The following is a 25,056-nucleotide window of genomic DNA, read 5'->3' on the forward strand; positions in this document are numbered from 1 at the left end:
GACCTCTCCCGTTTCTCTGTCGCCTGGCAGCGAAGCAGATCATGCAATGCATTTCAACGCCTGCGTCAAACCGCGTCGAATTGGCTGTGGAGTTCCTCGCCCCCGGCACCGACCCACAGATCGAACGCACCCGGCTCGACCCGCCACTGCCCGTCCGCGGCGACCAGGGCGAGCTCGGCATGGGGAATGGCGAGCGTCACGATGCGCCGCTCGCCGGGATCGAGCGTGACGCGGACGTGCGCCTTCATCTGCCGCACCGGCCGGGTCCGGCTGGCGACCCGATCATGGATGTCGGCGCGGACGAACGCCTCGCCCCGCCGCGCGCCGGCATTGGTGACCGCGACGCGCACCTGCAGCACCTCGTCGCTGGCCAGGCGGGGCGGCACTTGCAGGTCGGCGAGCGTGAAGCGGGTATAGCCCTGCCCGCTGCCGAACGGGAACAGCGCGCGGTCTGGCGCGTCGCGCCAATGGCTGCGGCCGGGCGCCACCGGATCGGCATCGGGCGCCGGCCGGCCAGTGCCGCGCCGATCGTACGACCAGGGCTGCTGCCCGGTCGCCAGCGGGAAACTCACCGGCAGGCGGCCGGTCGGCTCGCGCACGCCGAAGAGTATGTCGGCCACGGCAGCGCCGGTCTGCTCGCCGAGAAACCAGGTGCACAGCAGCGCCGGCGCATCGCGCACCGCGCCCTCCAGCGCCAGCGCGCGGCCGTGACGGAGCAGCACCACCACCGGCCTGCCCGTCATGGCCACCGCCTCGGCCAGCGCCTGCTGCGCCGCCGGCATGGTGATCTCGACGCGGCTATTGCCCTCGCCCGACATGTCGCCCGCCTCGCCGATCGCGAGCAGCACGACATCGGCTGCCTTCGCCGCCGCCACGGCCCGCGCGATGCCGCCGGGAAGCGGTTCGTGGATTCCGCTTCCGGCTTCCACCACGAACGCGGCGGGATCGGCGAGCAATGCGCGGATCCCGCTGGCAAGGTCGATGCCGTCCTTCGCATCGCCGGCAAAGGACCAGGGCCCGTTGAGGTTCGCCCGGTCCGCCCCGAACGGGCCGATCAGCGCGATCCGCCTGCCCTTGCGCGGCAGCGGCAGCAGGCCTTCCCGGTTCCGCAGCAGCACGATCGACCGGGTCGCCACCTCGCGGGCCAGCGTCCTGATCGCCGGGGTCGCCGTCCGCTTCTTCTCGGTCGCGGCATCAAGCGAACGGAAGGGATCGTCGAACAGCCCCAGCGCGTCCTTCAGCGCCAGCACGCGCCGCACCGCTTCGTCCACCCGTGCCATCGGCACCCGGCCGCTGGCGACCAGCCCGGGCAAGTGCCGATTGTAGAGCCCGCTCTGCATCGACACGTCCACGCCCGCCAGGATCGCCAGCCGCGCCGCATCGGCCTCGTCCGCGGCCACGCCGTGCGCGATCAGCTCGCGATCGGCATCATAGTCGGAGACGCAGACGCCGCCAAAGCCCAGCTCGCCGCGCAACATGTCGGTGAGCAGCCAGCGATTTGCGGTGGCGGGAATGCCGCCAAAGTCCGTGAACGAAGCGATCGTCGCCAGCGCGCCCGCGCCGAAGCCGGCCGCGAAGGGCGGCAGATAGGTCTCGCGCAGCTCGGCCACGCTCATGTCGACCGCGGCATACTCCATGCCGCCGCGCACCGCCGAATAACCGGCGAAATGCTTGGGCGTGGCGAGCAGGCCGTCCGGCCGGCGCAGATCGGGGCCCTGGAGCCCGCGCACCCGCGCCGCGGCAAGCTGGCGGTTGAGCAGCACATCCTCGCCCGCCCCCTCCGCCACGCGGCCCCAGCGCTGGTCCCGCGCCACATCGACCACCGGCGCGAACGTCCAATGCAGCCCGCCCGCGCTCGCTTCTTCGGCCACGGCCCGGGCGGCGCGCTCGGAGAGGTCGGGATCGAATGCCGCGGCCTCGGCCAAGGGGATCGGGAAGATCGTGCGGCAACCATGGATCACGTCGGCGGCGAAGACCAGCGGAATGCCGAGCCGGCTCCGCAGCGCCGCCTGCTGCGCCCGGCGCGCACCGGCGACGCCATAGCCGTTGAAGAGCATGCCCACCCGGCCGGCCTGGATATCGGCGAGCATCGCGTCGGCGCCGCGCGGATCCACCACGGGGTTGAACACTGCCCCCACCGGCCGGATCTCGTCGTTGAAGCAGCTGAGCTGGCCGGCCTTCTCCGCGATCGTCATTCGCGCGATCAGGTCGTCGATCCGCGCGGACGCGGCCCGCGCCGCGACGGGGAGCATGCCGAGCAGCGCCGCCTGGGCCGATCCGGCAAGCAGGGCGCGGCGGCCGATTCGCGTTCCGGCGCCGCGCGCCGCCCTTTTCTGCGTCAAGATTCACTCTCCCCACTCGCCGCCAAGGCGACCGAAATCGTTGGAATCAGGACGTGTTGCCCCAGTGCACCACTGGTTGGCAAATTCCGCGTGACAGTTGCAGAAAACGATTTCATTATCTCGTTGCCGGGACTAGTCGGGCGGGATCAACCGCCGGACGGTCCGGCGATAAACTCGGTTGGGGAGGATATATGTTGTTTTCCGTTCGCGCCGGCGTTCGCGCTGCGCTGTTGGCCAGCGCAGCCATGCTGCCGCTCGCCGCCCAGGCCCAGACCGCGGCCACCGACGCGGCCGCGCCCGCCGCGCAGGACGACGCCGCCGACGAGGGCCAGATCATCGTCACCGGCCAGACCACGCCCAATCGTCCGCTGATCACCGCTTCGGCCGATATCACGCTCGCCAATCGCGAGCTGATCGACCAGAAGGCCCCGCGCTCGACCGCGGACCTGCTCGAGATGGTTCCGGGCATCTTCGTCGAGGCGACCGCCGGCCAGATCTCGAACAACTATTCGGTCCGCGGCCTGCAGGGCGGCGGCCAGCGCTTCGTCCAGCTCCAGGAGGACGGCATGCCGATCCTCTATGGCGGCGGCGGCGCCGACTTCTTCTTCGACCAGGACCTGACCATCGATCGCCTCGAAGCGGTCAAGGGCGGTTCGTCGGGCGTGCTCACCGTCAATGGCGCGGGCGCGACGATCAACTTCGTCTCGAAGAACCCGAACCACGAGAAGGCGGAGGGCATGGCCCGCTTCACCGGCTATAATTACGGCCTGAAGCGCGGCGATTTCTATTATTCGCAGCCGATCACCGACAAGCTGGCTTTCAATATCGGCGGCTATTTCCAGTCGAGCCCGGGCGTCCGCAAGAACCCGTTCGACTATCAGGGCTGGCGCCTGAAGGGCGCGCTCGAGTACAAGTTCGATGACGGCGGCTATATCCGCCTGTCGGGCAAGGGCGGCAACGTCGAGAACGCGTACTACGCCGACCAGCCCTATCGCTTCCAGAACGGCAAGCCGGCCGGCATCCCCAGCCTCGACACCCAGTTCGGCAATGTCGGCGGCGACGCCTTCGCGAACATCGCCGTCCCGGTCTCGACCTTCGCGCATTCGAGCGGCTATCGCGACTTCAAGTATCGCGACGGCGTGGTCGCCAAGACCTGGCAGGCGCGCCTCGACTTCGAGAAGCCGGTCAGCGACTCGCTCACGCTGTTCGGCCATGGCCGCTATCTGGACTATTCGTACGACTTCAACGGCCTGTTCCCGGGCTCGGGCACCGGCAATGCGGGGCTGACCAGCGCGGTCAACTATCTGACCCCGGGCAACAGCTCGCCGATCAACGACCTGCTCACGCTCGGCCAGGCCGCCTTCCCGACCACCGTGCGCTACGGCATCAAGAACCTGCGCACCGGCCAGGTGATCGGCTCGAACCAGACGGCGCTGCTCAACGCGCTGAACGGCAACGGCTTCCTGCAGCGCACCACGCTCAACCACGACGCGATCAACGCCTATGACTTCGGCATGAATGTCGGCGGCCGCTGGAGCTTCGAGAGCGGCAGCTTCAAGAACTCGCTGACCGCGGGCGTGATGTACTACAACACCAAGCGCAATCAGGATCAGTCGGCGACCGCCAGCGTGGTCAACGACGTGCGCACCAACAGCGACATCTACGACGTCGTCGCGCTCAACGCGAACAACCAGGTCATCGGCACGCTGTCGGACAACGGCCTGGTCTCCTATGGCGACTGGGGTGCGGGCATCCGCAGCCGCAAGGATTCGAGCCTGTCGCTCTATGTGAACGACGAGTTCTCGATCGGCGACCTGCACGTCGATGCCGGCGTGCGCTGGGAGCATGACAGCGCCACGGCGTGGGACGGCAACCAGGCGGCAGTGAACCAGCCGGTTCCGGCCGGCACCGCGGGCGTGCTGACCACGGTCGGCTCGACCTGGGACGGCACCTATTCGGTGCGCAAGGCGAACAAGAAGGCGGTGGCCTATACCGTCGGCGCGAACTACCTGATCACGCCGAACTTCTCGATCTATGCCCGCTACGCCAACGGCTTCCAGATGAACAATGTCGACCCCATCACCGGGATCGAGTTGTACGAAGCCGGCCTGCGCTACCAGATGGGCCGCCTGATCTCGGCTTCGGCAACGGTGTTCCGCACCAACTTCCGCAACCAGAACTACAACTTCGCCGATCCGGTGAACCCGTCGCAGCAGAGCAACATCAACGCCGACCTGCGCACCAACGGCGTCGAGCTCAACCTGAACGTCCGTCCGATCGATGCGTTCTCGATCGACTTCCAGGGCGTGTTCCAGGATCCGAAGCTCGTGAACCTGGCGATCAACGGCGCCAACCAGGCCGGCTTCGAGGGCAATCGCCCCGAGCGCACCCCGGCCCGGCTGTTCACGATCACGCCGAGCTACAAGCTGCCGAACGGTCTCGGTGAGATCTATGGCCGCTACAAGTATATCGGCAAGATCTATGCCGATGCCGGCAACGGCGTGGCCCTGCCGAGCTACGGCGTGACCAGCGTGGGCGCCTCGTTCAACCTCAGCAAGCAGCTGCAGGTGAGTGTGAACGCCGACAATATCTTCAACGTCATCGGCCTCACCGAGGGCAATCCGCGCCAGGGCCAGACGCAGGCGATCACCAACGGCTATTTCTACGCCCGCGGCATCGTCGGCGCCACCTATGGCGGCACGATCACGTTCAAGTTCTGATAACCCGCGAGGGTCGCAAAAGGGGGGCGCGGCAACTGAGAGGTTCGCCGCGCCTTTCCATATCTGGAAACGAGAGGAGGAAGCGGATGCGAGGTTCGATGCGGTTGATGCTGGTGGGCGGGCTGCTGCTCGCGGGCATCGGCACGGGCATGGGCACGACGGCCATGGCGCAGCAGCGCGGCGGCAAGGCGCCCGAGCTGGCCTACAGCCTGACCGAGGGGCAGAATCTCAATGCCTTTGTCCGCGACGGCAAGGTCGCCGCGCACCTGCTGCTGCGCAACGGCAGCGACCCGCGCATCCTGGTCGCCTTCCCGGCCGGTAACAGCGGCGTCGGCCTGTGGTTCCAGCCGCTCGTTCGCCCCGCCACCTGGCGGCTCGACCAGGCGCCGCGCCCGGTCACCTTCGCCGATGCCAGGGGCCGCCCGCTCCACGGCATCGAGAGCATCGCGACGATCGATGCCGCCCGCCTCGCCCCCAAGCAGGCGGTGCTCTCCAATGTCCGCTTCCTGCGCGACTATCAGTCGGTCAGCCGCTTCCCCGCCGAAGTGGCCGCGCCGATGCGCGTCGAGGGCAATCGCATTCTCTATGCCCGTGACCGCGTCGACGGCGCGCCGGGCTACAGCCTGGAAATCCAGGTGCTGGGCGGCCGGATCGACAAGGGCGAGATCGTCGCCGGTGCCGATGGCCGCATCCGCCTGCGCATCGTCGCGGCGACGGGCGACACGCCGCTCACCGGCCTGAGCAAGGCCGAGCTGCTGAACGCCAGGGCCGCCGCCGATCCCGCCGCGCGCAACGCCCTCGCCTTTCTCAGCTACCGCGAGAAGTTCCTCGCCGGCTCGTGGCGCTTCGATACCTATTTCGGCCGCGACACGCTGATGTCGGTCCGGCTGCTGATGCCGGCGCTCAAGGGCGCGGCGGTCGAGGCCGGGCTCGGCGCCGTGCTCGCCCGCCTCGACGACAAGGGCGACGTCGCGCATGAAGAGGGCCTCTCCGAGTTCGCGCTGGTCGATCACCAGCAGCATGGCCAGGGCGGCGGCGACACGCCGACGCTCGATTATGCGATGATCGACGACGACTATATGCTCGCGCCGGTCGCCGCGGAGTATCTGCTCGCCCCAGCCAATCGCGCCGCCGCGCAGCGCTTCCTGGCGGGCGCGGTGCCGAGCGTCGCGCATCCCGGCACCGCCCAGCCTGCCGGCGCGCTGCTGGTGCGCAACCTGCGCTTCGTGCTCGAGCATGCCGCGCCCTTCGCGGACGATCCGCGCTGGGACAAGCTGGTCGCGGTCAAGGCCGGGCGCCTCACCGGCGAGTGGCGCGACAGCGAGGAAGGGCTCGGCCGCGGCCGCTATCCCTATGACGTCAACGCCATCCTCGTCCCCGCCGCGCTGGAAGCCGCCGACAAGCTGCTGCGCGCCGGCTTGCTCGACCGCTATCTGACCCAGGCGGATCGCACGGCGCTCGCCCGTGCCCATGCCATGGCCGCCACCTGGCGCGGCAAGGCTCCGGGCCTGTTCGCGGTGGAGACGCCAGGCGCGCAGGCCACCGCGCAGATCCGCGACTATGCCGCGCGCGTCGGCGTGCCCGCCGCGCCCGCGCTCGCCGCACTCAAGGGCCAGGCGCTGCGCTACCACGCGATCGCGCTCGACGATCATGGCCAGCCCGTGCCGATCATCAACTCGGACGAAGGCTTCGTGTTGCTCTTCGGGCATCCCGATGCGGCCGATCTCCAGGCCTATGTCGGCGCGCTGGCACGGCCCTTCCCCGCCGGCCTGATGACCGATATCGGCCTGCTCGTCGCCAATCCGGCGCTGGCCAGCACCGAAGTGCAGGACCGCTTCACCCCGGCCGCCTATCACGGCGCGGTGGTGTGGTCGTGGCAGCAGGCGCTGTTCGCCGCCGGACTGGAACGCCAGCTCGCCCGCACCGACCTGCCCCCCGCCACGCGCGTGGTGCTGAAGGATGCGCAGGCGAAGCTGTGGCGCGCGATCCAGGCGACGCGCGCGACGCAAAGCTCGGAGCTCTGGTCCTGGGCCTTCGAGAATGGCCGCTACAAGGTCGTCGCCTTCGGCGCCGGCAAGGCGGACGTCGACGAGTCCAATGCCGCGCAGCTCTGGAGCACCGTCTATCTCGCGGTGCAGCCGCCCAAGGCCCCCGCGCGGAAGAAGCGCTGAGCCTATCCAACACCCCACCTCGGCCCGTCATCCCTCCCCGGGGTGGCGGGCGATTTTTTGGGTGCCGCCCGCCTTCGTCCCGAGGGGAGCTAGGCAGCCGCCAGAAACGCCGTCACCGTCAGCCGCCCGGTCGCCGGATCCGCGTCCAGCACGGCGCCGGGCGAGATCGCGCCGCTGTGGAGCAGCGCACTGCGATAGATCACCGCGCGGTTCGTCCGCGCCTCGACATGGGCGATCCGCTCGAACAGCGCCGTGTCGCCGAACGGATAGGCCGCCGCCGGCGGGTCGGTACGCAGTTCGGCATTGAGCGTCGCCAGATAGCCTGCCGAGCGCGCTGGATCGATCGTCTCGAAGCCGGTGGCGCGGTGGCGGAAGAACGCCGTCCCCTCGCCCTCCGACAGATAATGGACCAAGGCGATCCGCCCGGGCTCCACCGCATCGACATGCGGCAGGCGCTGCTCAACGCCCAGATCGCCCGGCCGCATCGTCACCATCGAGAAGCTGGCATCGAGTAGCTGGACGCCGCTTCCCGCCCCCAGCACCTCGCGCAGCACCGGCACCAGCGCCGGCCGCACCAGCGCGAAATAATTCGCCGGCAGCGCCGCGCGGATCCCGGGATAATGGTGCCGTCCAGGCTCGAACGCGGCAGCCATGGCAGCGGCTCGCAGCGCATCCGGATCGGGATGGAAGCCGTCGACGATCGCGATCGGCTGGCCCTCGCTGCCGATCCGCCGGGCGACGATATCCGGCTTCGTCACCCGCCCATCGCCGCCGCCAGCGCGGCATCGTGCAGCGGCAGCGTCGGCGCGGCGCGCTTGATCACCTCGGCGACCTGGCGGACCTGCGTGCTGTTGGCGGCGCTGTCGAACACGTCGGCCAGCGGATTATAGTCCTCCGCCACGATCTCCTGCCCGTTGAGCACCGCCAGCCAGCTGGCGTCGCGGAACAGCTCCTCGGGGCCCAGCATCAGCCGGCCGGAGCGGCGATACTGTTCCTCGCGCGCCACCAGGGTCTCGGGCAGCGCCATCTCGCGCCGCTCGACCCAGAACGGGTCGCTCCGCCCGGGATTGGCGTGATAGTGCAGGATCAGGAAATCCTTGATATTGTCCATGTCGGCGCCCAGCAGCGCATTGTAACGCTCGGCCAGCATCGGATCCATGTCGCGATCCGGGAACAGCGTCAGCAGCTTGGCGATGCCGCTCTGGATCAGATGGATGCTGGTCGATTCCAGCGGCTCCAGAAAGCCGGAGGAGAGCCCGATCGCCACCACATTGCCGATCCACGCCCGGCGCCGGGTGCCGGCGGTGAAGCGCAGCGTGCGCGGCTCGGCCAGCGCTTCTCCGTCGAGATTGGCGAGCAGCATCGCGGTCGCCTCGTCCTCCCCCATGAAGCGGCTGGAGAAGACATGGCCGTTGCCGATCCGGTGCTGGAGCGGGATGCGCCACTGCCAGCCCGCCGGGCGTGCCGTGGAACGGGTGAAGGGCGTGGTATGCTCCGTCCGCGCGCAGGGCACGGCCACGGCGCGGTCGCAAGGCAGCCAGTGCGACCAGTCCTCGAACGCGCCGCCCATGGCCCCGTCGATCAGCAATGCGCGGAAGCCGGAGCAGTCGATGAACAGCTCGCCTTCGATCCGCTCGCCGCGCTGCGTGGTGAGCGCAGTGACCAGGCCGCTTTCGGCGGCACGCTCGACATCCTGCAACCTGCCTTCGACGCGGATGACCCCCGCCGCCTCGGCGAGGCCGCGCAAATGCTTCGCATAGAGGCTGGCATCGAAATGATAGGCATAGCCGAGCGTCGACAGGATCGAGCGCGCATCGCCCGTCGGCATGGCGAAGCGCCCCTGCCCGGCCAGTTCGGTCGCCAGCGAGAAGGCGGAGAGCGGCAGGTCCACACCCTCGGCCCGCGCCTTCATCCAGCGATGATGGAAGGCGACGCCGGGGAAGCGCACGCCATATTCTCCGAACGGGTGGAAATAGCGGTGGCCGGGACGCACCCAGTCGACGAACTCGATGCCCAGCTTGAAGCTCGCCTTGGTCTCGCGGAGGAAGGCTGCCTCGTCGAGCCCGATCAGCTCGTTGAACCAGTGGATCGTGGGGATCGTCGCCTCGCCCACGCCGACGGTGCCGATCTCCTCGGATTCCAGCAGCGTGATCCGCATCGTCCGCCCGAACTGGCGCGACAATGCGGCGGCGGTCATCCACCCCGCGGTTCCGCCGCCCAGGACGACGACCGAGCGCACGCGCCGCGGCTCCCGGGCCATTGGGGAAGTTATGTTGCTGGATGCGGTCATGGGGGGCTTCTCATGCTTGTGAAGCCCGGGATTAGCGCGCCGCGGCGGTCCTTGAAATGCATTTCCTTGCCAGGTCCGCCCGCATTCCGGGCGGATCACCGGAGCGGGCGCAGCCGCTCCGGTGAAATCATCCTCTCCCGTGGATCTATTCCTGCATCAGAAGGCCGCGCTGACCGAGAAGATCACCGCGCCGTCCGCGATCGAGCTGCCATCCTTCACCCGTGAGAAATTGGGCTGGATATAGGCCGCATCGGCCTTGCTGATATTGGTGTCGACATAGGCGATGCCGAGCGTGAGCGGGCCCACCGCCGCGTCGGCACCGAGCGACCAGTCCAGATATTTGCCGGTGGGCGCCACGCTGGTGCCGTTCGGTCCCAGGCCCGGATTGCCGCGCGAGCCGCCGAGATGCGCCTTGAGCGTGATCGGCGTGCCGGGAATGCCGCTGCTGGCGTCGGCCCACAGATAGAGATTGTCATGCTTGGCGCCGGGGCGGCTGCGGGGCGTGTTGCTCCAGTCGCCCAGGGCCTCCTGGCTCGGCGCATAGGCCACGCCGGCCAGCATCGAGACCGGCCCGATCGAGCTGCTGAGCTTGACATAGGGCTCCGCGAAGTCGGTCTTGTCGGCGCCCGAGGGGTACATGTACCAGGTAACGCCGACATCGACCGCCAGCCCGTCGGCCAGCTGCCGCTTGTAGCCGGCGACCAGGTCGAGCTCCATGTTCGCGCCGCCGAAGGTGCCCCAGCCCGCAAGGTTGGAACCCCAGGTGCCGACATAGAGGCCGCTTTCATGGGAGACGGTGATTCCGCCCTGGATGGCCATGCCCTTGTCGCTCTGCGACACCCCGCGGAAGCGATAGTCGGAGACGAGCGCGACATTGCCGGAGACGGTGATCGGCTTGGGCGGCGCTTCTTCCTGCGCGAAAGCCGGTGCGGCCGTGCAGCAAAGCACGGCCGCGATCAGATAGTGTTTCATGCGGGCATTCCCCTTAGCTTGAGAATGTTCCCGCCTGCGTCGGAAAGCGCGACCCTCTCATCCCGGGATGGGTAGTGGGAAGGGAGCCGCTGCTTTCCGACTTTCAAAGTGCCGGCCCAGTCAGGCCGGCGGGTTTCTCCTTTGTGAGAAAATGTTGCTGCGCCTCAGGCCGGCTGGAGCTTGCGGAGCTGATCGGGATGGCCGCTCAGTTCCACCTTGAGCCCGCGCGCCCGGCGCCGCTGCACCCAGTCGCGCAGCGTTTCGGCGCTGGTATGGTCGATCGCCGGCACCTTCTCGAAGGCGAGATGGACCGGCTTGTCGCCCGGCACCGCGTCGAGCGCGCTGTTGAGCTTGGGCAGCGTGACGAAGGTCGCGGCACCGTCCAGATTGATCCGGTGCGCGTCCTCGCCCTGTTCCGCGTCCACCTTCAGGCGCAGGCGGCGGAAGTGCGGCAGCAGTTCCAGCACCGAGAGGCCCAGGCCGACCAGCACGCCGGTCAGCAGGTCGGTCGCCACCACCAGCACGAAGGTGACCGCCCAGATCGCGGCGGGCAGCATGCCATAATGGTGGAACAGGTGGCGGACATGGCTGACGCTCACCAGCTTCCAGCCGGTGACGACGAGCACGCCGCCCAGCGCGGCCATCGGGATCTCGCGCAGCAGCCACGGCAGCAGCGCGGCGAAGCCGAGCAGCCAGGCGCCGTGGAGCACCGCCGACAGGCGGGTGATGGCGCCCGCCTGGACGTTGGCCGAGCTGCGGACGATCACGCCGGTCATCGGCAGCGCGCCCGCGAGGCCGCAGAGCAGGTTGCCGACACCCTGCGCGCGCAGTTCCTTGTTATAGTCGGTGCGCACGCCGTCGTGCATGCGGTCGACCGCGGCGGCCGACAGCAGCGTCTCGGCGCTGGCGATGAACGCGACCGCAATCGCGGCGATGATGATCGTCGGGCTCAGGAACGAGCTCAGGAAACCACCCCCCGGCAGCGTCACCGCCGAGGCAAGCGAATCGGGAACCGCGACGCGGACGACGTCGAGGCCGAAGCCGAAGGCGACCAAAGTCGCACCGACCACGCCGACCAGCGCGCCCGGGATCAGGCGGAGCGCCTGGGGCTTGAGCTTGTCCCAGCCGAGCATCAGCACGATCGTCAGCACGCCCAGGCCCAGCGCCAGCTCGGTGCCGGCGATGTTGGTCGGGTCGAGGCCGAACAGCCGGCCCGGCAGCGCCGCGAGATTCTCGAGGCCGCTGGAGAGCGGCTTGGCGTCGAACAGCGTGTGGAACTGGCCGACCACGATCAGCGCGCCGATGCCGGCAAGCATGCCGTGCACCACCGCGGGCGAGATCGCGCGGAACCAGCCGCCGACCTTCACGACGCCGGCCAGCACCTGCAGGGCACCGGCAAGGACGAGGATCGCGCCGAGCGCGGCGAGGCCATGTTCGCGCACCAGCTCGAACACGATGACGGCGAGGCCCGCCGCGGGACCGCTCACCTGGAGCGGCGAGCCCGCGATCAGGCCGACCACGACACCACCGATGATGCCGGTCAACAGGCCCTTTTCGGGCGGCATGCCCGAAGCGACGGCGATGCCCATACAAAGGGGCATCGCGACGAGGAAGACCACGATCGAAGCCGTGAAATCACGGACGACCCAGCCCTTGGGGAGGGTGGCGGAGGTCATTCGGCGGCTTCCACCAGGTCGAAATCGGCCGCGCGGCGGCGAGCCGGCTTCACCGCGACGGGCAACGGGGTATCGTCACGCACGACGACGAAGCGATCGGTCTCGCCGTCGAGCGCCAGGATCTGGCCGGCATGGATATCGACGAACCAGCCGTGCAGCGCGATTTCGCCGCGCGCGATCCCGGAGGCGACCGAGGGATGGGTGCGCAGGTGCGCGATCTGCGCCACGACGTTCTCCAGGCTGATCGCGCGGACGCGATCGGTCTCGCCCAGGCCCGGATAGGCATCGGCGACGACCTTCTGCGCCGCGTCGCTATGGTTCAGCCACACCGCGACATTGGGCATGCTCGCCACCATCTCGGGATGGGCGACGGCCTTCATCGCGCCGCAGTCCGAATGGCCGCAGACGATGATGTCGCGCACGCCGAGCGCCATCACGGCATATTCGACGGTCGCCGAGACGCCGCCGATCTTCTGCGCGAAGGGCGGGACGATGTTGCCGGCATTGCGGCAGACGAACAGATCGCCGGGTTCGGCCTGCATGATGTGCTCGGGCACGACGCGCGAGTCGGCGCAGGAGATCATCAGCGCCTTGGGGCTCTGCCCCTGGGTTGCGAGCTTGCCATAGAGGTCGCTCTGGTTCGGGAAGACGGTCTTCTCGAAGCTGAAGACCCGACCAATCAACTCGTTCACGGTTACAACTCCTTTTACAGCGGAGTGCAACCTAAGGAGCCAGTTTTGCCGCAGCGCAGCGGAACTGTGAGAAAGTGTTGCCGTCAGCCGGGCAGGCGGATTTCCGCGATGAGCCCCCCGCGCTCGGCATTGGCGAGCGTCAGCCGTCCCTTCTCGAGCGCGACCGCCTGCTGGACGATGGCAAGCCCGAGGCCCAACCCCTTGGTATTGCGTCCACGCTCCACGTCGAGGCGGACGAAGGGGCGCATCGCCTCCTCGATCTGCGCCGGCGGAATGCCCGGCCCGTCATCTTCGATGCGGAAGACCAGTTCCGCCTCCTCGCGCGCCACCGTCACGCAAACGGACTTGCCGTAGTGCAGCGCATTCTCGATCAGATTGCTCAGCGCGCGGCGAAGCATCGACGGGCGCGCCACCCATTCCAGATGCTGCGGCCCCGAATAGCGCGCGTCGCGTCCGCGATCGGTGGCGTCCTCCACCAGCGTCGCCGCCATCACCGCGACGTCGACCGCGACGGCCGGCTCGGGATCGTCCTCTCCCTTCAGGAAGGTGAGCAGCGAGGCGATCATGTCGTCCATCTCGCTGACGTCGTCCTGCATCGCGCGGCGGCTGTCCTCGTCGCGCACGTCCTCGAGCCGCAGCTGGAGCCGGGCGAGCGGCGTGCGCAGGTCGTGCCCCACCGCGGCCAGCGCCTGGGTACGGTTCTCGATCAGTTCATGGATACGGCGCTGCATGCCGTTGAAGGCGTGGATCAGCCCGCGGATCTCGGCGGTGCCCTCTTCCTCCACCACCGTCACGCCGTCGCCCGAGCCGACCCTGCCGATCGCACGGACCAGCTTGCGCAGCGGCAGCAGCGTGCTGCGGATCAGCAGCGCGCCAAGCGTGAGCAGGAGCAGCGCCGGCACCAGCGCCACCAGCGTGCGCTCGATCGCGAACTGCCAGACCTGGACGGCCTCGCGCGTCTTGAACACGATCCAGCTGCCATCGGCCAGGCGCATCTCGCCGGCGACGACCGAGCCATGGGTGCTCGGCGCGAGGCGCAGCTGCAGATGCGATGCGGCGAGGCCCTTCTCCCAATTGGTCACCTGTGCCTCCATCCGCTTCTGGCGCGGCGGGAAGGCCGGACGCTCGGGAATGGTGGGGGACCAGCGGACGATGTAGCGATCGGTGGTGAGCTCGCGCGCGGCATCCGATCGTTCGGCCACCGGGCGCTCGCTCAGCAGCTTCTCGGCGATCACCAGATGCTCCGCGAGCCGGTGCGCGTCGCTTTCCTCGATCGAATAGCGCGAGGCGCGCTCGTACAGGAAAGTGCTCGCCCCGAACTCGATCGCGACGGTGAGCAGCAGGATGAGCAGGATCCTGCCGAGCAGTCCCAGCGGATGGCGCGGCACCAGGCTCAGGAGCGGGTTACCTCTGCGCGGAAGATGTAGCCGATGCCGCGCACCGTGCCGATCGGCGGCTGGTGGCCGGCTGCGGAGATCTTGCGGCGCAACCGGCTGACCAGCACGTCGACGCTGCGATCCGAGCTGTCGCCGAGGCGGACGCGCGACAGCTCGACCAGGCGTTCGCGCGCGATCACGCGCTGCGGCTGGCCGAGGAATGCCGCGAGCAGATCGAACTCCGCTCCGGTCAGCTCGACCACCGCGCCGCTGGGCGATTTCACTTCGCGGCGCGGGAAGTTGACGGTCCAGCCGTCGAAATGCGCCTGGGTCTCGCGGTCCCCGCCCGCCATCCGCTCGAGCCCGCCACGGCGAAGCACCGCGCGGATCCGCGCGATCAGCTCGCGCGTGCTGAAAGGCTTGCCGAGATAATCGTCGGCGCCCAGTTCGAGCCCGAGCACGCGATCCTGCTCGCTGCCCTTGGCGCTGACGAAGATGATCGGCACATCGCTCTTGCGCCGCACTTCGCGGCACAAGTCGATGCCGCTGGTACCGGGCAGCATGATGTCGAGCAGCACCAGGTCCACCGGCCCGTTCTCGAACGCCAGCCACATTTCCGGCGCCGTGGCCGCCTGGCGGACCGAATAGCCGTTTTCCTGAAGCGCGCGCGCCGTGAGGGTGCGCAGGGCGGGATCGTCTTCCACCAGCACGATGACAGGGGCGCTCATGCCATGGTCTCGCAAAAACTCATTGCCGGCACTTAGGCGTCTCCCGGGGCACCCTCAAGGCCGCCCAGGGATTACAGCAATGCTTTGTCACGAACCAGCATCGCTTGGCAATCGGAGGGAAAATCTTCCTTACAGGCGGGCAAAGCACCGCTCAGGCGCCGTCGCTATCTCCGGGCATCGGACATAGGAGATCGCATGAAACTCGCCCTTGCCGCCGCGGCGGCACCCTTCCTGCTCCTCGCCCCGGCCGTGCAGGCCCAATCGCTGCACGAGACCCACCAGCTCGTCTGGGCGCCCTCGGGCAAGACACCGGTCGCGCATTGGCGCATGCGCGACAAGCCGGCGTGCCAGCCGGCCCAGAGCCATCACCAGGCGGGCAAGACCGCCCTGCCCGTACGCGCCAAGTGCGACGCGCAGAACATATCGGCCAAGGCCCGATAGGGACACACCCCTCCTTCCCGTGTCCCCGGCCCGCGCAGCCCCACCTGCGCGGGCCGTCCTTGCCGCCGGCCGCGATGCCGGGTCCCCAGCCTAGGCCCGGCCCGATCGCTTGATCTCGGCCAGATCGATGCCGAAGCGCGCGATCTTGTCGTACAGCGTCTTGCGCGGGACGCCGAGCTCGGCGAGCGCCAGCGACACCCGGCCGCCGTGCCGCAGCAGCGCATCGCGGATCAGATTCTCTTCGAACTTCGCCACCCGCGCCGGAAGATCCGCCCGGCCGTCCGGCCCCTCGGCACCGGCAAGGCTCCGGCCCGCCGCGACTTCGAACGCGAAGTTCCTGAGCTCGCGGACATTGCCCGGCCAGCCATGACCCGCAAGATGCGCGTGCACCGCCGCATCCAGCGCCACGTCGCCCACGCCCAGCTGCTGCTTGGCCTCCTCGATGAACGCGGCGAACAGCAGGAACACGTCGCCGGTGCATTCGCGCAGCGACGGCACGCGCAGCCGCATCGTCGCCAGGCGATAATAGAGGTCGGCGCGGAACCGGCCGGCGGCAACCGCCCCCGCGACATCCTCCTTGGCGGTCGCGATCACGCGCAGGTCCACCGGCTCCGGGCGTTCCGCCCCGATCGGCTGGACCTCGCGCTCCTCGAGCACCCGCAACAGGCGTGCCTGCATCGCCAGCGGCATCGAGTCGATCTCGTCGAGCAGCAGCGTGCCGCCGCTCGACGATGCGATGCGCCCGGTGCGCGACAGCCTGGTGTGCGGCACGCTGTCGGCGGCGTGGCCGAACAGCTCGATCTCGGCGATCCCCTCGGGCAGCGCCGCGCAATTGACCGCGACGAAGGGCTTGCCCCGCCGCCGGCTGCTCCGATGCAGCATCCGGGCGACCAGCTCCTTGCCCGTGCCGGTCTCCCCTTCGAGCAGGATGTCGACATCGGTCTCGGCGAGCTGGCCGATCATCGCCCGCAGCCTGACCATCGCCGGGCTTTCGCCGATCAGCGGGCTCTCCTCCTGCGCGGCAGTGGCGGCCGCGGCGCGCAGTCGGCGATTCTCGATGACCAGCGCGCGGCGATCGAGCGCACGGCGAACCGCGGCGAGCAGCCGCTCGGCGGCAAAGGGCTTGGGGATGAAGTCGAACGCGCCGTCGTGCAGCGCCGCAACCGCCATCGGCACGTCGCCATGCCCGGTAACCAGCAGCACCGGGATGTCGCCGTCGACCGCGCGGATGCGTGCGAGCAGTTCCAGCCCGTCCATGCCCGGCATGCGGATGTCGGAGACGACCACGCCGGGGAAGTCCGGCGTCAGCCGCGCCAGCGCCGCCGCCGCGCGATCGAAGGGCAGGACCCGGAGCCCGGCCAGCTCCAGCGTCTGGACCGTGGCGAGCCGCAGCTGCTCGTCATCCTCGACGAACATCACGGTGGCGTTGTCGGGTGCGAGCATCATGCAGCCTTCAGCAGGAGATGGAACGCCGTGCCGCCGCCCGGATTGGGCGCATGCACGATATCGCCCCCGAACTCGCGCGCGATGTCGCGGGCGATGGCGAGGCCCAGGCCGAGGCCGCCCGGCTTGGCCGAAGTGAAGGGCGAGAAGAGCGTGTCCGCGATCTCCGGGTCGACGCCCGGTCCATTGTCGATCACCGAGAGCCGCACCGCCTCCCCCTCCCTTGCGCCCTGCACGAGCACGCGCGCTTCCTTCGCGCCCTGGATCGCGTCGAGCGCATTCTGGAGCAGGTTGATCAGTATCTGTTCGAGCCGGATCCGGTCGCCCCGGACCACGACCTGGCGCAATCCCCTGGGCATCCTGAGCGTCACCACGCCGCGCGCGCGCTCGCCGAGCAGCAGCAGGGTGCCGTCCAGGATCGAGCCCAGCTCGGCATTCCCCTCTGCCGGCGTCTTGCGCCGGGCGAAGGCGCGGAGCTCCGCCGTGATCGTGCCGATCCGCTCGGTCAGCGAGACGATCTGCTTCAGGTTGGCGCGCGCATTGTCGGTCGCCGCACGATCGAGGAAGGTCGTGGCGTTCTCGGCGAAGGTGCGGATGGCCGCGACCGGCTGATTGATCTCATGGGCCACGCCGGCGGTGATCTGGCCGAGCGAGCCGAGCCGGCTGGCCTGCGCCAGCTCCTCGCGCGCCGCGCGATAGCGGCGGTCGGCTTCGATGCGTTCGTCGGATTCGACGATCAGCCGGGCATTGGCGTCGCGCAGCTCGGCGGTGCGCCGTTCCACCTCCGCTTCGAGCCGCGCCTGGTGATGGCGCTGCAGGCGACGCTTCTCGGCGGCACGCAGGGCGAAGCCGAGCAGCATGCCGGCGGTCAGCAGGATCGCCAATGCGATCAGCAGCGCCTGGGTGCGCGCGGCCGCGAGCGGCGGCTCGAGCGGCGCGAGATGGATCAGATGCGCGCCCGCCAGCGGCGCCGGCTCGGCGGCGGCCCGATAACGCTGCGCCTTGCCCCCCGCCGCCACGCTCGCCACGGCCCCGTCGATGGTGAGCGGTGCGCGCCTGGGCGGCTGCGCTCCGAACTGGAGCGTACGGCGCGCATCGGCGAGCGTCGCTGCATCGAGCGCCCGCGTCGTCTGGAAGCGCCAGCTTCTGATCGAGGTGACCAGGATCACGCCATGCGCATCGGTGACGATGGTGATGCCGGGGCCCCGCGCCCAGGCCGCCTCGACATCGTCGAACTCCACCTTGACCACGACCACGCCGAGCGCCTGCCCGCCGCGATCGACCCGGCGCGCGAGATACAGGCCCGGCCGGCCGCTGATCGTGCCCAGCGCGAACAGCTCCGAAGCGCCGCGCTCCATCGCGTCGCGGAAATAGGGCCGAAAGCCATAGACCTGGCCGACGAAGCTGGTCGGCAGCTGCCAGTTGCTCGCCGCGACCGTCCTGCCATGGCGATCGATGACGTAGATCACCGCGGCATCGGTGCGCGCGGCCAGCAGCTCGAGCGTGGCGTTCAGCCGGCGCTGCGCCACCGGATCGCCGCCGCGCAGCGCCGGCGCAATCTCCGGATTCTCGCTGAGGACCAGCGGCAACAGCCGGAACTTCTGGAGCTCGCTCGTCAGCAGCCCGACATGCGCGCGCGCGGTCTGCCGTGCCACTGCGTCGGCAGAGGCGCGCGCCTGGCCCGTGGCCCAGCGGCTGCCCGCCCAGGCGAGCAGCAGAATCGCGGCAATCATCGCGCATGCGAGCAGCAGATGCCGATATCGGAGCGGCGCTCGGAGTCTCATTTGTGCGGTTTATCGCACATTTCGAGAGTATCCGCGCGGATTCTCACACGCTTTTCCGCGACGCCGCCATGGCGCACTCCGCATGAATATATGAAAATCAAATACTTATCCCGAAAAATCCGAACCTCTGGAGGGCCGTAGCGAGAGGGATATGGTGCACGGCCAAGGCCCCGACACAAGAGGGTGCGCGCGCCATGCCGGCGCGACGAGAGGAGAATATGATCATCCAGTCGATCCCCGACGGGCAGCCGATCGCTGCCCGCAAGCCCTTCTATCGGCACCTGTATTTCCAGGTGCTCGTGGCAATCGCGCTGGGCGTGACCATCGGCCATTTCTGGCCCTCCGTCGGCGAGTCGTTCAAGCCGCTCGGCGACGGCTTCATCAAGCTGGTGAAGATGGTGATCGCGCCGGTGATCTTCCTCACCGTGGTGAGCGGCATCGCCGGCATGCGCGAGCTCGGCTCGGTCGGCCGCGTCGCCGCCAAGGCATTCGGCTATTTCCTGTTCTTCTCCACGCTCGCGCTGATCATCGGCCTGGTCGTCGCCAATGTCGTCCAGCCGGGCGCGGGGATGAACGTCGATCCGCACACGCTCGATGGCAGCGCCGTCGCCGACTATGCGCACAAGGCGCACGAGACGACCGTCATCGGCTTCCTGATGTCGATCATCCCGACGACGCTCCCCTCCGCCCTAACCGAGGGCTCGATCCTGCAGACCCTGTTCGTCGCGGTGCTGTTCGGCATCGCCATGGTGCTGGTCGGCAAGCCGGCCGAGCCGGTGCTCGACCTGGTCGAGCGCGTCGCGCTGATCGTCTTCCGCGTCGTCGGCATATTGATGCGCGTCGCGCCCCTGGGCGCGTTCGGCGCGATGGCCTTCACCATCGGCAAATACGGCGTCGAATCGCTCGGCAACCTCGCCTGGCTGGTCGGCACCTTCTACGCCACTTCGCTGTTCTTCGTGCTGGTCGTGCTGGGCGCGGTCGGCTGGTTCAACGGCTTCTCGATCTTCAAGCTGCTGCGCTATCTCAAGGCCGAGCTGCTGCTGGTGCTGGGCACCTCGTCGTCCGAAGCCGCCCTGCCCAGCCTGATCGCCAAGCTGGAGAGCGCAGGCTGCGAGAAGGGCGTGGTCGGCCTGGTCGTGCCGACCGGCTATTCGTTCAACCTGGACGGCACCAACATCTACATGACGCTCGCCGCGCTGTTCATCGCGCAGGCGACGGGCGTGCACCTGAGCTGGGAGGAGCAGATCCTGCTCGTGCTCGTCTCGATGCTGAGCTCCAAGGGCGCGGCCGGCGTCACCGGCGCCGGGTTCATCACCCTGGCGGCAACGCTCTCGATCGTGCCGAGCGTGCCGGTGGCCGGCATGACGCTGATCCTTGGCGTCGATCGCTTCATGAGCGAATGCCGCAGCCTCACCAACTTCGTCGGCAACGCAGTGGCGGCGATCGTCGTCGCCCGCTGGGAGAACAAGCTCGATCGCGCCGCGCTGGATGCTGCGCTCTCGGGTCGCCCCCATGCACAGCCAGAGAGCCTGGAGCGGAGCCAGGCGGCCTAGAGCAAGACAGAAGACCAGAAACGAACAAGAAAAAATAGAACAGGGAGAGAATGCATGAGGAAGGGATATCGGCACATCGCCTTGACGGCGGGCAGCGCGCTCGGCGTGCTGATGCTTGCGCAAGCGGCGCAGGCGCAGGAAGCGCAGGCGGCACAGGAAGGGGCTGCCGCGACCGACGAGATCGTCGTGGTCGGCACCCAGATCAAGGGCGCCAGCACCACCGCCGCCCTCCCCGTCTCGGTGATCGACGCCAACCAGATCGACGCCACCGGCGCGCTTTCGGGCGACGAGCTGTTCCGCTCGATCCCGCAGGCCGGCGACGTGACCTTCAACGAAGCGAACAATCCCCAGACCAGCAACGCGGCGCGCGGCGACGTCAACTCGATCAACCTGCGCAATCTGGGCGTGGGCAACACGCTGGTGCTGCTCAACGGCCGCCGCCTCGTCAACCACCCCACCAGCCAGGCAGGTGACGGCAATGTCCCCGTGCTCGGCTACAATGCCAATTCGCTGCCGGTGGCCGGCATCCAGCGGCTGGAGATCCTGCGCGACGGCGCGGCGGCCATCTATGGCTCGGACGCGGTGGCAGGCGTGGTCAACACCGTCACCAGGACCAACATCCATGGCGGCTCGCTCGACTTCCGCTATGGCGGGGCCGAAGGCACGCATCGCCGCGAATTCCAGGTGACCGGCACGGCCGGCAGCAACTTCGCCGGCGGCCGCGGCAACGTCTCGCTGTATCTCGACTATACCCACCGCACAGCCCAGCTGGCCGAGGACCAGCCCTATACGGCGACGGACAACCTCATGTCCTATTTCGCCAATGACCCCGCCTATGCCGGCAACCTGACCGCCGACGGCCGCGCCACCCAGTCGCCCTGGGCGAACCTTGCCGTCGTCAATGGCCCCGGCACGATCCGCCGCAGCCCGGGCAATCAGGCGCTGACCTCCTCGGCGGGCGCGTTCCACACCCAGTCGAGCGCCAATCCGGGCTGCCTGGTGGCGCTCAGCGCCGACACCTGCCTGGGCAGCGGCACGCGCGCGACCGCTTCGACGCTGCGCAACGAACGGTTCGACACGCGGCCGGGGACGACGGTTTCACCGCGCATCAACCGCTACAACAGCTTCGCCAGCGCGCATTACGACATCTCGGACAGCCTGACCGCCTATGGCGAAGCGGGCTTCTATTATGCCGAGACGCGCCGCATCCAGCCGCCGACGATCAACCTCAACGCCATCGTCATCCCGGCGTCCAACTATTGGAACCCGTTCGGACCGACCACGCTCAACGGCCAGCCCAATCCGAACCGGATCCCGAACCTGACCAACGTGCCCGCCACCGGCCTGCCGGTGCGCCTCTCCACCTATCGCTTCGTCGATGCCGGCAAGCAGGAAGTGAACGTCACCAACTGGCAGTCCCGCTTCCTGGGCGGCCTGAAGGGGCAGATCGGCAGCTTCGATTTCGACAGCGCGATCCTCTATTCGGCGGCGCAGGCGACCGACGTCTCGAACGCCATCAACATGACCAAGCTGCAGCAGAATCTCGCGCTGTCGACGCCGGATGCGTATAATCCGTTCAGCGGCGGCTGCGCGGCGACGCCGAGCGTGGGCGACTGCTCGCCCGCCTCTGCCGCCACGATCGATTCCTTCCAGTTCAAGCTCAAGCGCCGCTCCAGGACGACGCTCGCGCTGGCCGACTTCAAGATGTCGAACGCGCGGCTGCTTGCCCTGCCCGGCGGCAATCTCGGCATCGCCTTCGGCATCGAGGGCCGCCGCGAGACCCAGCGCGACGACCGCGATCCCAATCTCAACGGCACGATCGGCTTCGTCGACATGGTGACCGGCGAGACGAACCTGTCGAACGTGGCCGCCGTGAGCCCGACGCCGAGCACCAAGGGGCACCGCGAAGTCTTCTCTGCCTTTGCCGAGCTCGCCGTGCCGGTGGTCTCGCCCGAGATGCACGTGCCGCTGGTCCATCGCCTCGATGTCCAGCTCGCCGGGCGCTACGAGCATTACAGCGACTTCGGCTCGGTGGCGAAGCCCAAGGTCGCCGCGGCCTGGGACCTGGTCGACGGCCTGCGCATCCGCGGCTCCTGGTCGCAGGGCTTCCGCGCACCGAACCTCGAACAGACCAACACCGTCGCCTATTCGCGCCTCAACTCGAACACCGACTATTATCGCTGCGAGGCCGATCTGCGCGCCGGGCGCATCGCCAATTACGGCGCCTGCTCGCGCGGCATCAGCTATTCGATCTTCGTCAGCGGCAATCCGAACCTGAAGCCGGAGAGCAGCACCAGCTGGACGCTGGGCACGGTGCTCCAGCCCAAGTTCATCCCGGAAAGCGCCGGGCGGCTGACGCTCACCGCCGATTTCTGGTCGATTAAGCAGACCGGTATCGTCGGCCAGTTCGGCGCGCAGAACGCGCTGGTGCTCGACTATCTGCTGCGCCTGCAGGGATCGAGCAACCCGAACGTGATCCGCGCCGCGCCGACGGCGGACGACACCCCGGTCTTCACCGGCACCGGCCTCGCCCCGGCGGGCGTCGTCACCCGGATCAACGACCAGTTCGTCAACCTGCTGCCGCAGACGGTGCAGGGCGTCGACCTGGCGCTGCTCTACAATGTCCGCACCCGCATCGGCAAGTTCGACCTGGCGCTGAACGGCGCGCGGCTGACCAAGTTCTCGCGCGATACCCCGCCGGCGGTGCAGGCATTGTTCGACGCGCGCACGGCCGGGCAGATCAACGCCGCCACCCCGCTAACCGATGCGCGCGACCTGATCGCGGACCGCGGCAAGCCCAAGTGGCGCGTCACCGGCTCGCTCACCTGGTCGAAGAGCGGCTGGCAGGTCGGTGCCTTCGCCAACTATATCGACACCGTCTATGACAGTAACTTCCTCGACGCGAACGGCCGCCCCTACAAGCTGGACGGCCAGGTGACGTTCAACCTCTACACCCAGTATCGCTTCAAGGGCGGCGTGCTCGACGACACGCGCATCCGCATTGGCGCGCGCAACCTCTTCGACAAGCAGCCGCCGATCACCGCCGACGGCTATCTGGGCTCGCTCTACAGCCCCTATGGCCGCTATCTCTACATGACGATCGGCAAGAGGTTCTGATGCTGCGCCTGTCCTTCTTCCTCTCCCTCCTGGCCGCGGTTCTCGCCGCGGCCAGCCCCGCCCTCGCCCAGGACGGGCTGGGCACGCCCGAGGTCCATGCGGTGTGGCCGGGCAAGGCGCCCGGCTTCGGCAAGCCGACGGGCCCGGAGAAGATCGGCAACGAGGGCGGGCAGACCGGCTCCTGGTCGAACATCTCGGAGCCGCGCTACGAAGTCTATCGGCCGAAGCATCCCAATGGCGCGGCGGCGCTGCTGCTGGGCGGCGGCGGCTATTTCCGCATCCAGATCGGCTCGGCCAAGGACGTGGCCGCCAGGCTCGCCGCGGCCGGCATCACGCCGGTGATCCTCTATTACCGGCTGCCCGGCGACGGCTGGAACGCGGACGCGCCCTTCCAGGACGCCCAGCGCACGCTCCGGCTGCTCAAGGCGGGCGCCGCGCGCTGGGGCCTGGATCCCGCGCGGATCGGCGTGGTCGGCATGTCGGCCGGCGGGCACCTCGCCGGGATGATGGCGACGCGCGGCGGCCATGACTTCTATCCGCCCGCCGACGAGGCCGACCGGCTGAGCGCCGTCCCGGCATTTGCCGGGATGATCTATCCGGTCGTCTCGATGCGCCCGCCGATCGACACGACGCAAACGCGCAAGAAGCTCTCGGTCCTGCCCGATTATCGCGACGCCTATTCGGTCGAGGCGCAGGTGGGGCCGGATACGCCGCCCGTCTTCCTGGCGCACGCCACCGACGATCCGATCGCCAATGTCGAGCATTCGCTGCGCATGTTCGCGGCGATGCGCGCGGCCGGGCGGCCGGTGGAGCTCCACGTCTTCGAGAAGGGCGGGCACAGCTGGGGCGCCGGCAAGCCGGGCACTCCCGTGTCGCAATGGCCGGACCTGTTCCTCACCTGGCTGCGGCTGCACAAGGTCCTGCCCTGATCCGCGCCATCAGGGCACGGGCCCGCGCCGGTCGCGCTTGCGGGCGCAGTCGGCGCAGCACCCCGGAAGCTCCGCGAAGATTCGGTACGTCCGGAAGCCGGCGCGCCCGGCCGCCGCTTCCACCGCTGCCCGCACCGCTTCGCCCGGCGCCACCAGGATCGCGCCGCAATGCCTGCAGTGCAGATAGAGCGGCTGGTCGCCGTCCCGCAGCAGATAGCCGCGCGCCAACAGCAGCTTCTGCACCTTGCCGGCATCGACGAGCTGGCGCAGCGCCCGGAACACGAGGCTGGGCGCGGCCGGATCGCCGCCGTCCCGGAGCCGCTCGACCAGTTCCAGGCCGCCGAGCGGACCGGGGGCCTGTGCGAGCAGCGCGACGATCCGCTCGGCCAGCGCCCCCGCGCGCCGCCTAGCCATGGCGGTGGCCGCAATGCCGCAGCCGCCAGTTGCCGATATGCGCCGCGGCAAGGCAAAGGCTGCCGGCGATCGTCACCGGCGCTTCCGCCGCGCTTTCGGCAAAGGCGAACACCGCGGCCGCCATCAGCGCCAGCCCGGCACCGCCGAGCGCCAGCATCTCCGGCTGGTCGTGCCGGCGATAGCCGGCAGTCAGCGCCAGCGCCGAGCTGGGGATGGCGAAGGCGAGCAGCCAGACATGAAGCTGTTCGGGGATCGCCAGCACCTGGGAAAGCGCCGGCAGGGCCGCGAGCAGCAGCGGCAGGCCGGCACAATGCACCAGGCAAAGCAGAGATGCGCCGACCGCCGCGTGCTCGATCAGGTCGATCGCGCGGGTACGGCGTGCGTGCGGATCGCAACGCATGCGATATC

At 68.9% G+C, this 25,056-nt stretch carries 18 protein-coding genes; 6 read left to right on the top strand and 12 right to left on the bottom strand.

What is annotated here, in order from left to right; genetic code table 11:
* Positions 1–65: 65 nt before the first annotated feature.
* Positions 66–2,252, bottom strand: a complete 2,187-nt coding sequence (locus BGP17_RS08535) for a glycoside hydrolase family 3 N-terminal domain-containing protein (protein WP_286711699.1) — start codon at positions 2,250–2,252, stop codon at positions 66–68.
* 281 nt (positions 2,253–2,533) lie between these two features.
* Between BGP17_RS08535 and BGP17_RS08540 the strand changes: the two genes are divergently transcribed.
* Positions 2,534–5,062 (top strand): TonB-dependent receptor, encoded by a 2,529-nt coding sequence (locus BGP17_RS08540; protein WP_286711678.1) that lies wholly within the window; start codon positions 2,534–2,536, stop codon positions 5,060–5,062.
* Positions 5,063–5,148: 86 nt separating this feature from the next.
* Positions 5,149–7,233: a hypothetical protein gene (locus tag BGP17_RS08545; RefSeq protein ID WP_286711679.1), complete on the top strand. Its 2,085-nt coding sequence runs from the start codon at positions 5,149–5,151 to the stop codon at positions 7,231–7,233.
* 89 nt (positions 7,234–7,322) lie between these two features.
* Here BGP17_RS08545 and BGP17_RS08550 read toward each other — a convergent pair whose 3' ends face one another.
* The 7 genes from BGP17_RS08550 to BGP17_RS08580 all read right to left on the bottom strand — a co-directional run bounded on the left by BGP17_RS08550 (position 7,323) and on the right by BGP17_RS08580 (position 14,967).
* Positions 7,323–7,991 carry a DUF6445 family protein gene (locus tag BGP17_RS08550; protein WP_286711680.1) on the bottom strand — a complete coding sequence of 223 codons (669 nt, stop codon included), beginning with the start codon at positions 7,989–7,991 and terminating at the stop codon, positions 7,323–7,325.
* Complete coding sequence (locus BGP17_RS08555) at positions 7,988–9,493, bottom strand: tryptophan halogenase family protein (RefSeq protein ID WP_286711681.1); 1,506 nt, start codon at positions 9,491–9,493, stop codon at positions 7,988–7,990. Before BGP17_RS08555 ends, BGP17_RS08550 begins: the two co-directional genes overlap by 4 nt.
* 186 nt (positions 9,494–9,679) lie before the next feature.
* Entirely contained in the window at positions 9,680–10,495 is an 816-nt protein-coding gene (locus BGP17_RS08560) for a TorF family putative porin (RefSeq protein WP_286711682.1), read from the bottom strand.
* Positions 10,496–10,659: 164 nt separating this feature from the next.
* The gene (locus tag BGP17_RS08565) at positions 10,660–12,171 is read right to left on the bottom strand and encodes a SulP family inorganic anion transporter (protein WP_167300976.1); all 1,512 of its coding nucleotides are present in this window, start codon (positions 12,169–12,171) and stop codon (positions 10,660–10,662) included.
* Positions 12,168–12,863, bottom strand: coding sequence for a carbonic anhydrase (locus BGP17_RS08570; protein ID WP_167300977.1), 696 nt, complete (start codon positions 12,861–12,863; stop codon positions 12,168–12,170). The genes BGP17_RS08565 and BGP17_RS08570 overlap by 4 nt, the downstream gene beginning before the upstream one ends.
* Positions 12,864–12,946: 83 nt before the next feature.
* Positions 12,947–14,251, bottom strand: coding sequence for an ATP-binding protein (locus BGP17_RS08575; RefSeq protein ID WP_380925209.1), 1,305 nt, complete (start codon positions 14,249–14,251; stop codon positions 12,947–12,949).
* A gap of 5 nt (positions 14,252–14,256) precedes the next feature.
* Positions 14,257–14,967 carry a response regulator transcription factor gene (locus BGP17_RS08580; RefSeq protein WP_167300978.1) on the bottom strand — a complete coding sequence of 237 codons (711 nt, stop codon included), beginning with the start codon at positions 14,965–14,967 and terminating at the stop codon, positions 14,257–14,259.
* Positions 14,968–15,162: 195 nt separating this feature from the next.
* On the opposite strand from BGP17_RS08580, the gene BGP17_RS08585 reads away from it, so the two are divergent.
* The gene (locus BGP17_RS08585) at positions 15,163–15,408 is read left to right on the top strand and encodes a hypothetical protein (RefSeq protein WP_167300979.1); all 246 of its coding nucleotides are present in this window, start codon (positions 15,163–15,165) and stop codon (positions 15,406–15,408) included.
* Positions 15,409–15,498: 90 nt separating this feature from the next.
* Here the strand turns inward: BGP17_RS08585 and BGP17_RS08590 are convergent, their stop codons facing one another.
* Both BGP17_RS08590 and BGP17_RS08595 read right to left on the bottom strand, forming a co-directional pair.
* Positions 15,499–16,851, bottom strand: coding sequence for a sigma-54-dependent transcriptional regulator (locus tag BGP17_RS08590; protein WP_167301179.1), 1,353 nt, complete (start codon positions 16,849–16,851; stop codon positions 15,499–15,501).
* Entirely contained in the window at positions 16,851–18,635 is a 1,785-nt protein-coding gene (locus BGP17_RS08595) for a sensor histidine kinase (protein WP_286711683.1), read from the bottom strand. The genes BGP17_RS08590 and BGP17_RS08595 overlap by 1 nt, the downstream gene beginning before the upstream one ends.
* Before the next feature lie 218 nt (positions 18,636–18,853).
* Between BGP17_RS08595 and BGP17_RS08600 the strand changes: the two genes are divergently transcribed.
* From BGP17_RS08600 to BGP17_RS08610, 3 genes are read left to right on the top strand one after another with little or no spacing between them, the layout of a single operon-like run.
* The gene (locus BGP17_RS08600) at positions 18,854–20,188 is read left to right on the top strand and encodes a dicarboxylate/amino acid:cation symporter (RefSeq protein ID WP_286711700.1); all 1,335 of its coding nucleotides are present in this window, start codon (positions 18,854–18,856) and stop codon (positions 20,186–20,188) included.
* 54 nt (positions 20,189–20,242) lie between these two features.
* Positions 20,243–23,305, top strand: coding sequence for a TonB-dependent receptor domain-containing protein (locus BGP17_RS08605; protein WP_286711684.1), 3,063 nt, complete (start codon positions 20,243–20,245; stop codon positions 23,303–23,305).
* Positions 23,305–24,234, top strand: coding sequence for an alpha/beta hydrolase (locus tag BGP17_RS08610; protein WP_167300983.1), 930 nt, complete (start codon positions 23,305–23,307; stop codon positions 24,232–24,234). Before BGP17_RS08605 ends, BGP17_RS08610 begins: the two co-directional genes overlap by 1 nt.
* Before the next feature lie 9 nt (positions 24,235–24,243).
* On the opposite strand, the gene BGP17_RS08615 is transcribed toward BGP17_RS08610, so the two are convergent.
* Together BGP17_RS08615 and BGP17_RS08620 are read right to left on the bottom strand one after the other, a co-directional pair.
* A complete protein-coding gene (locus BGP17_RS08615; protein WP_286711685.1) occupies positions 24,244–24,648 on the bottom strand; it encodes a hypothetical protein in 405 nt (134 codons plus the stop codon).
* Positions 24,641–25,048, bottom strand: a complete 408-nt coding sequence (locus BGP17_RS08620) for a MerC domain-containing protein (RefSeq protein ID WP_286711686.1) — start codon at positions 25,046–25,048, stop codon at positions 24,641–24,643. Before BGP17_RS08620 ends, BGP17_RS08615 begins: the two co-directional genes overlap by 8 nt.
* Between the last annotated feature and the right edge of the window lie 8 nt (positions 25,049–25,056).

It is taken from the genome of Sphingomonas sp. 67-41 (assembly GCF_001899725.1).
Lineage (GTDB): Bacteria > Pseudomonadota > Alphaproteobacteria > Sphingomonadales > Sphingomonadaceae > Sphingomonas > Sphingomonas leidyi.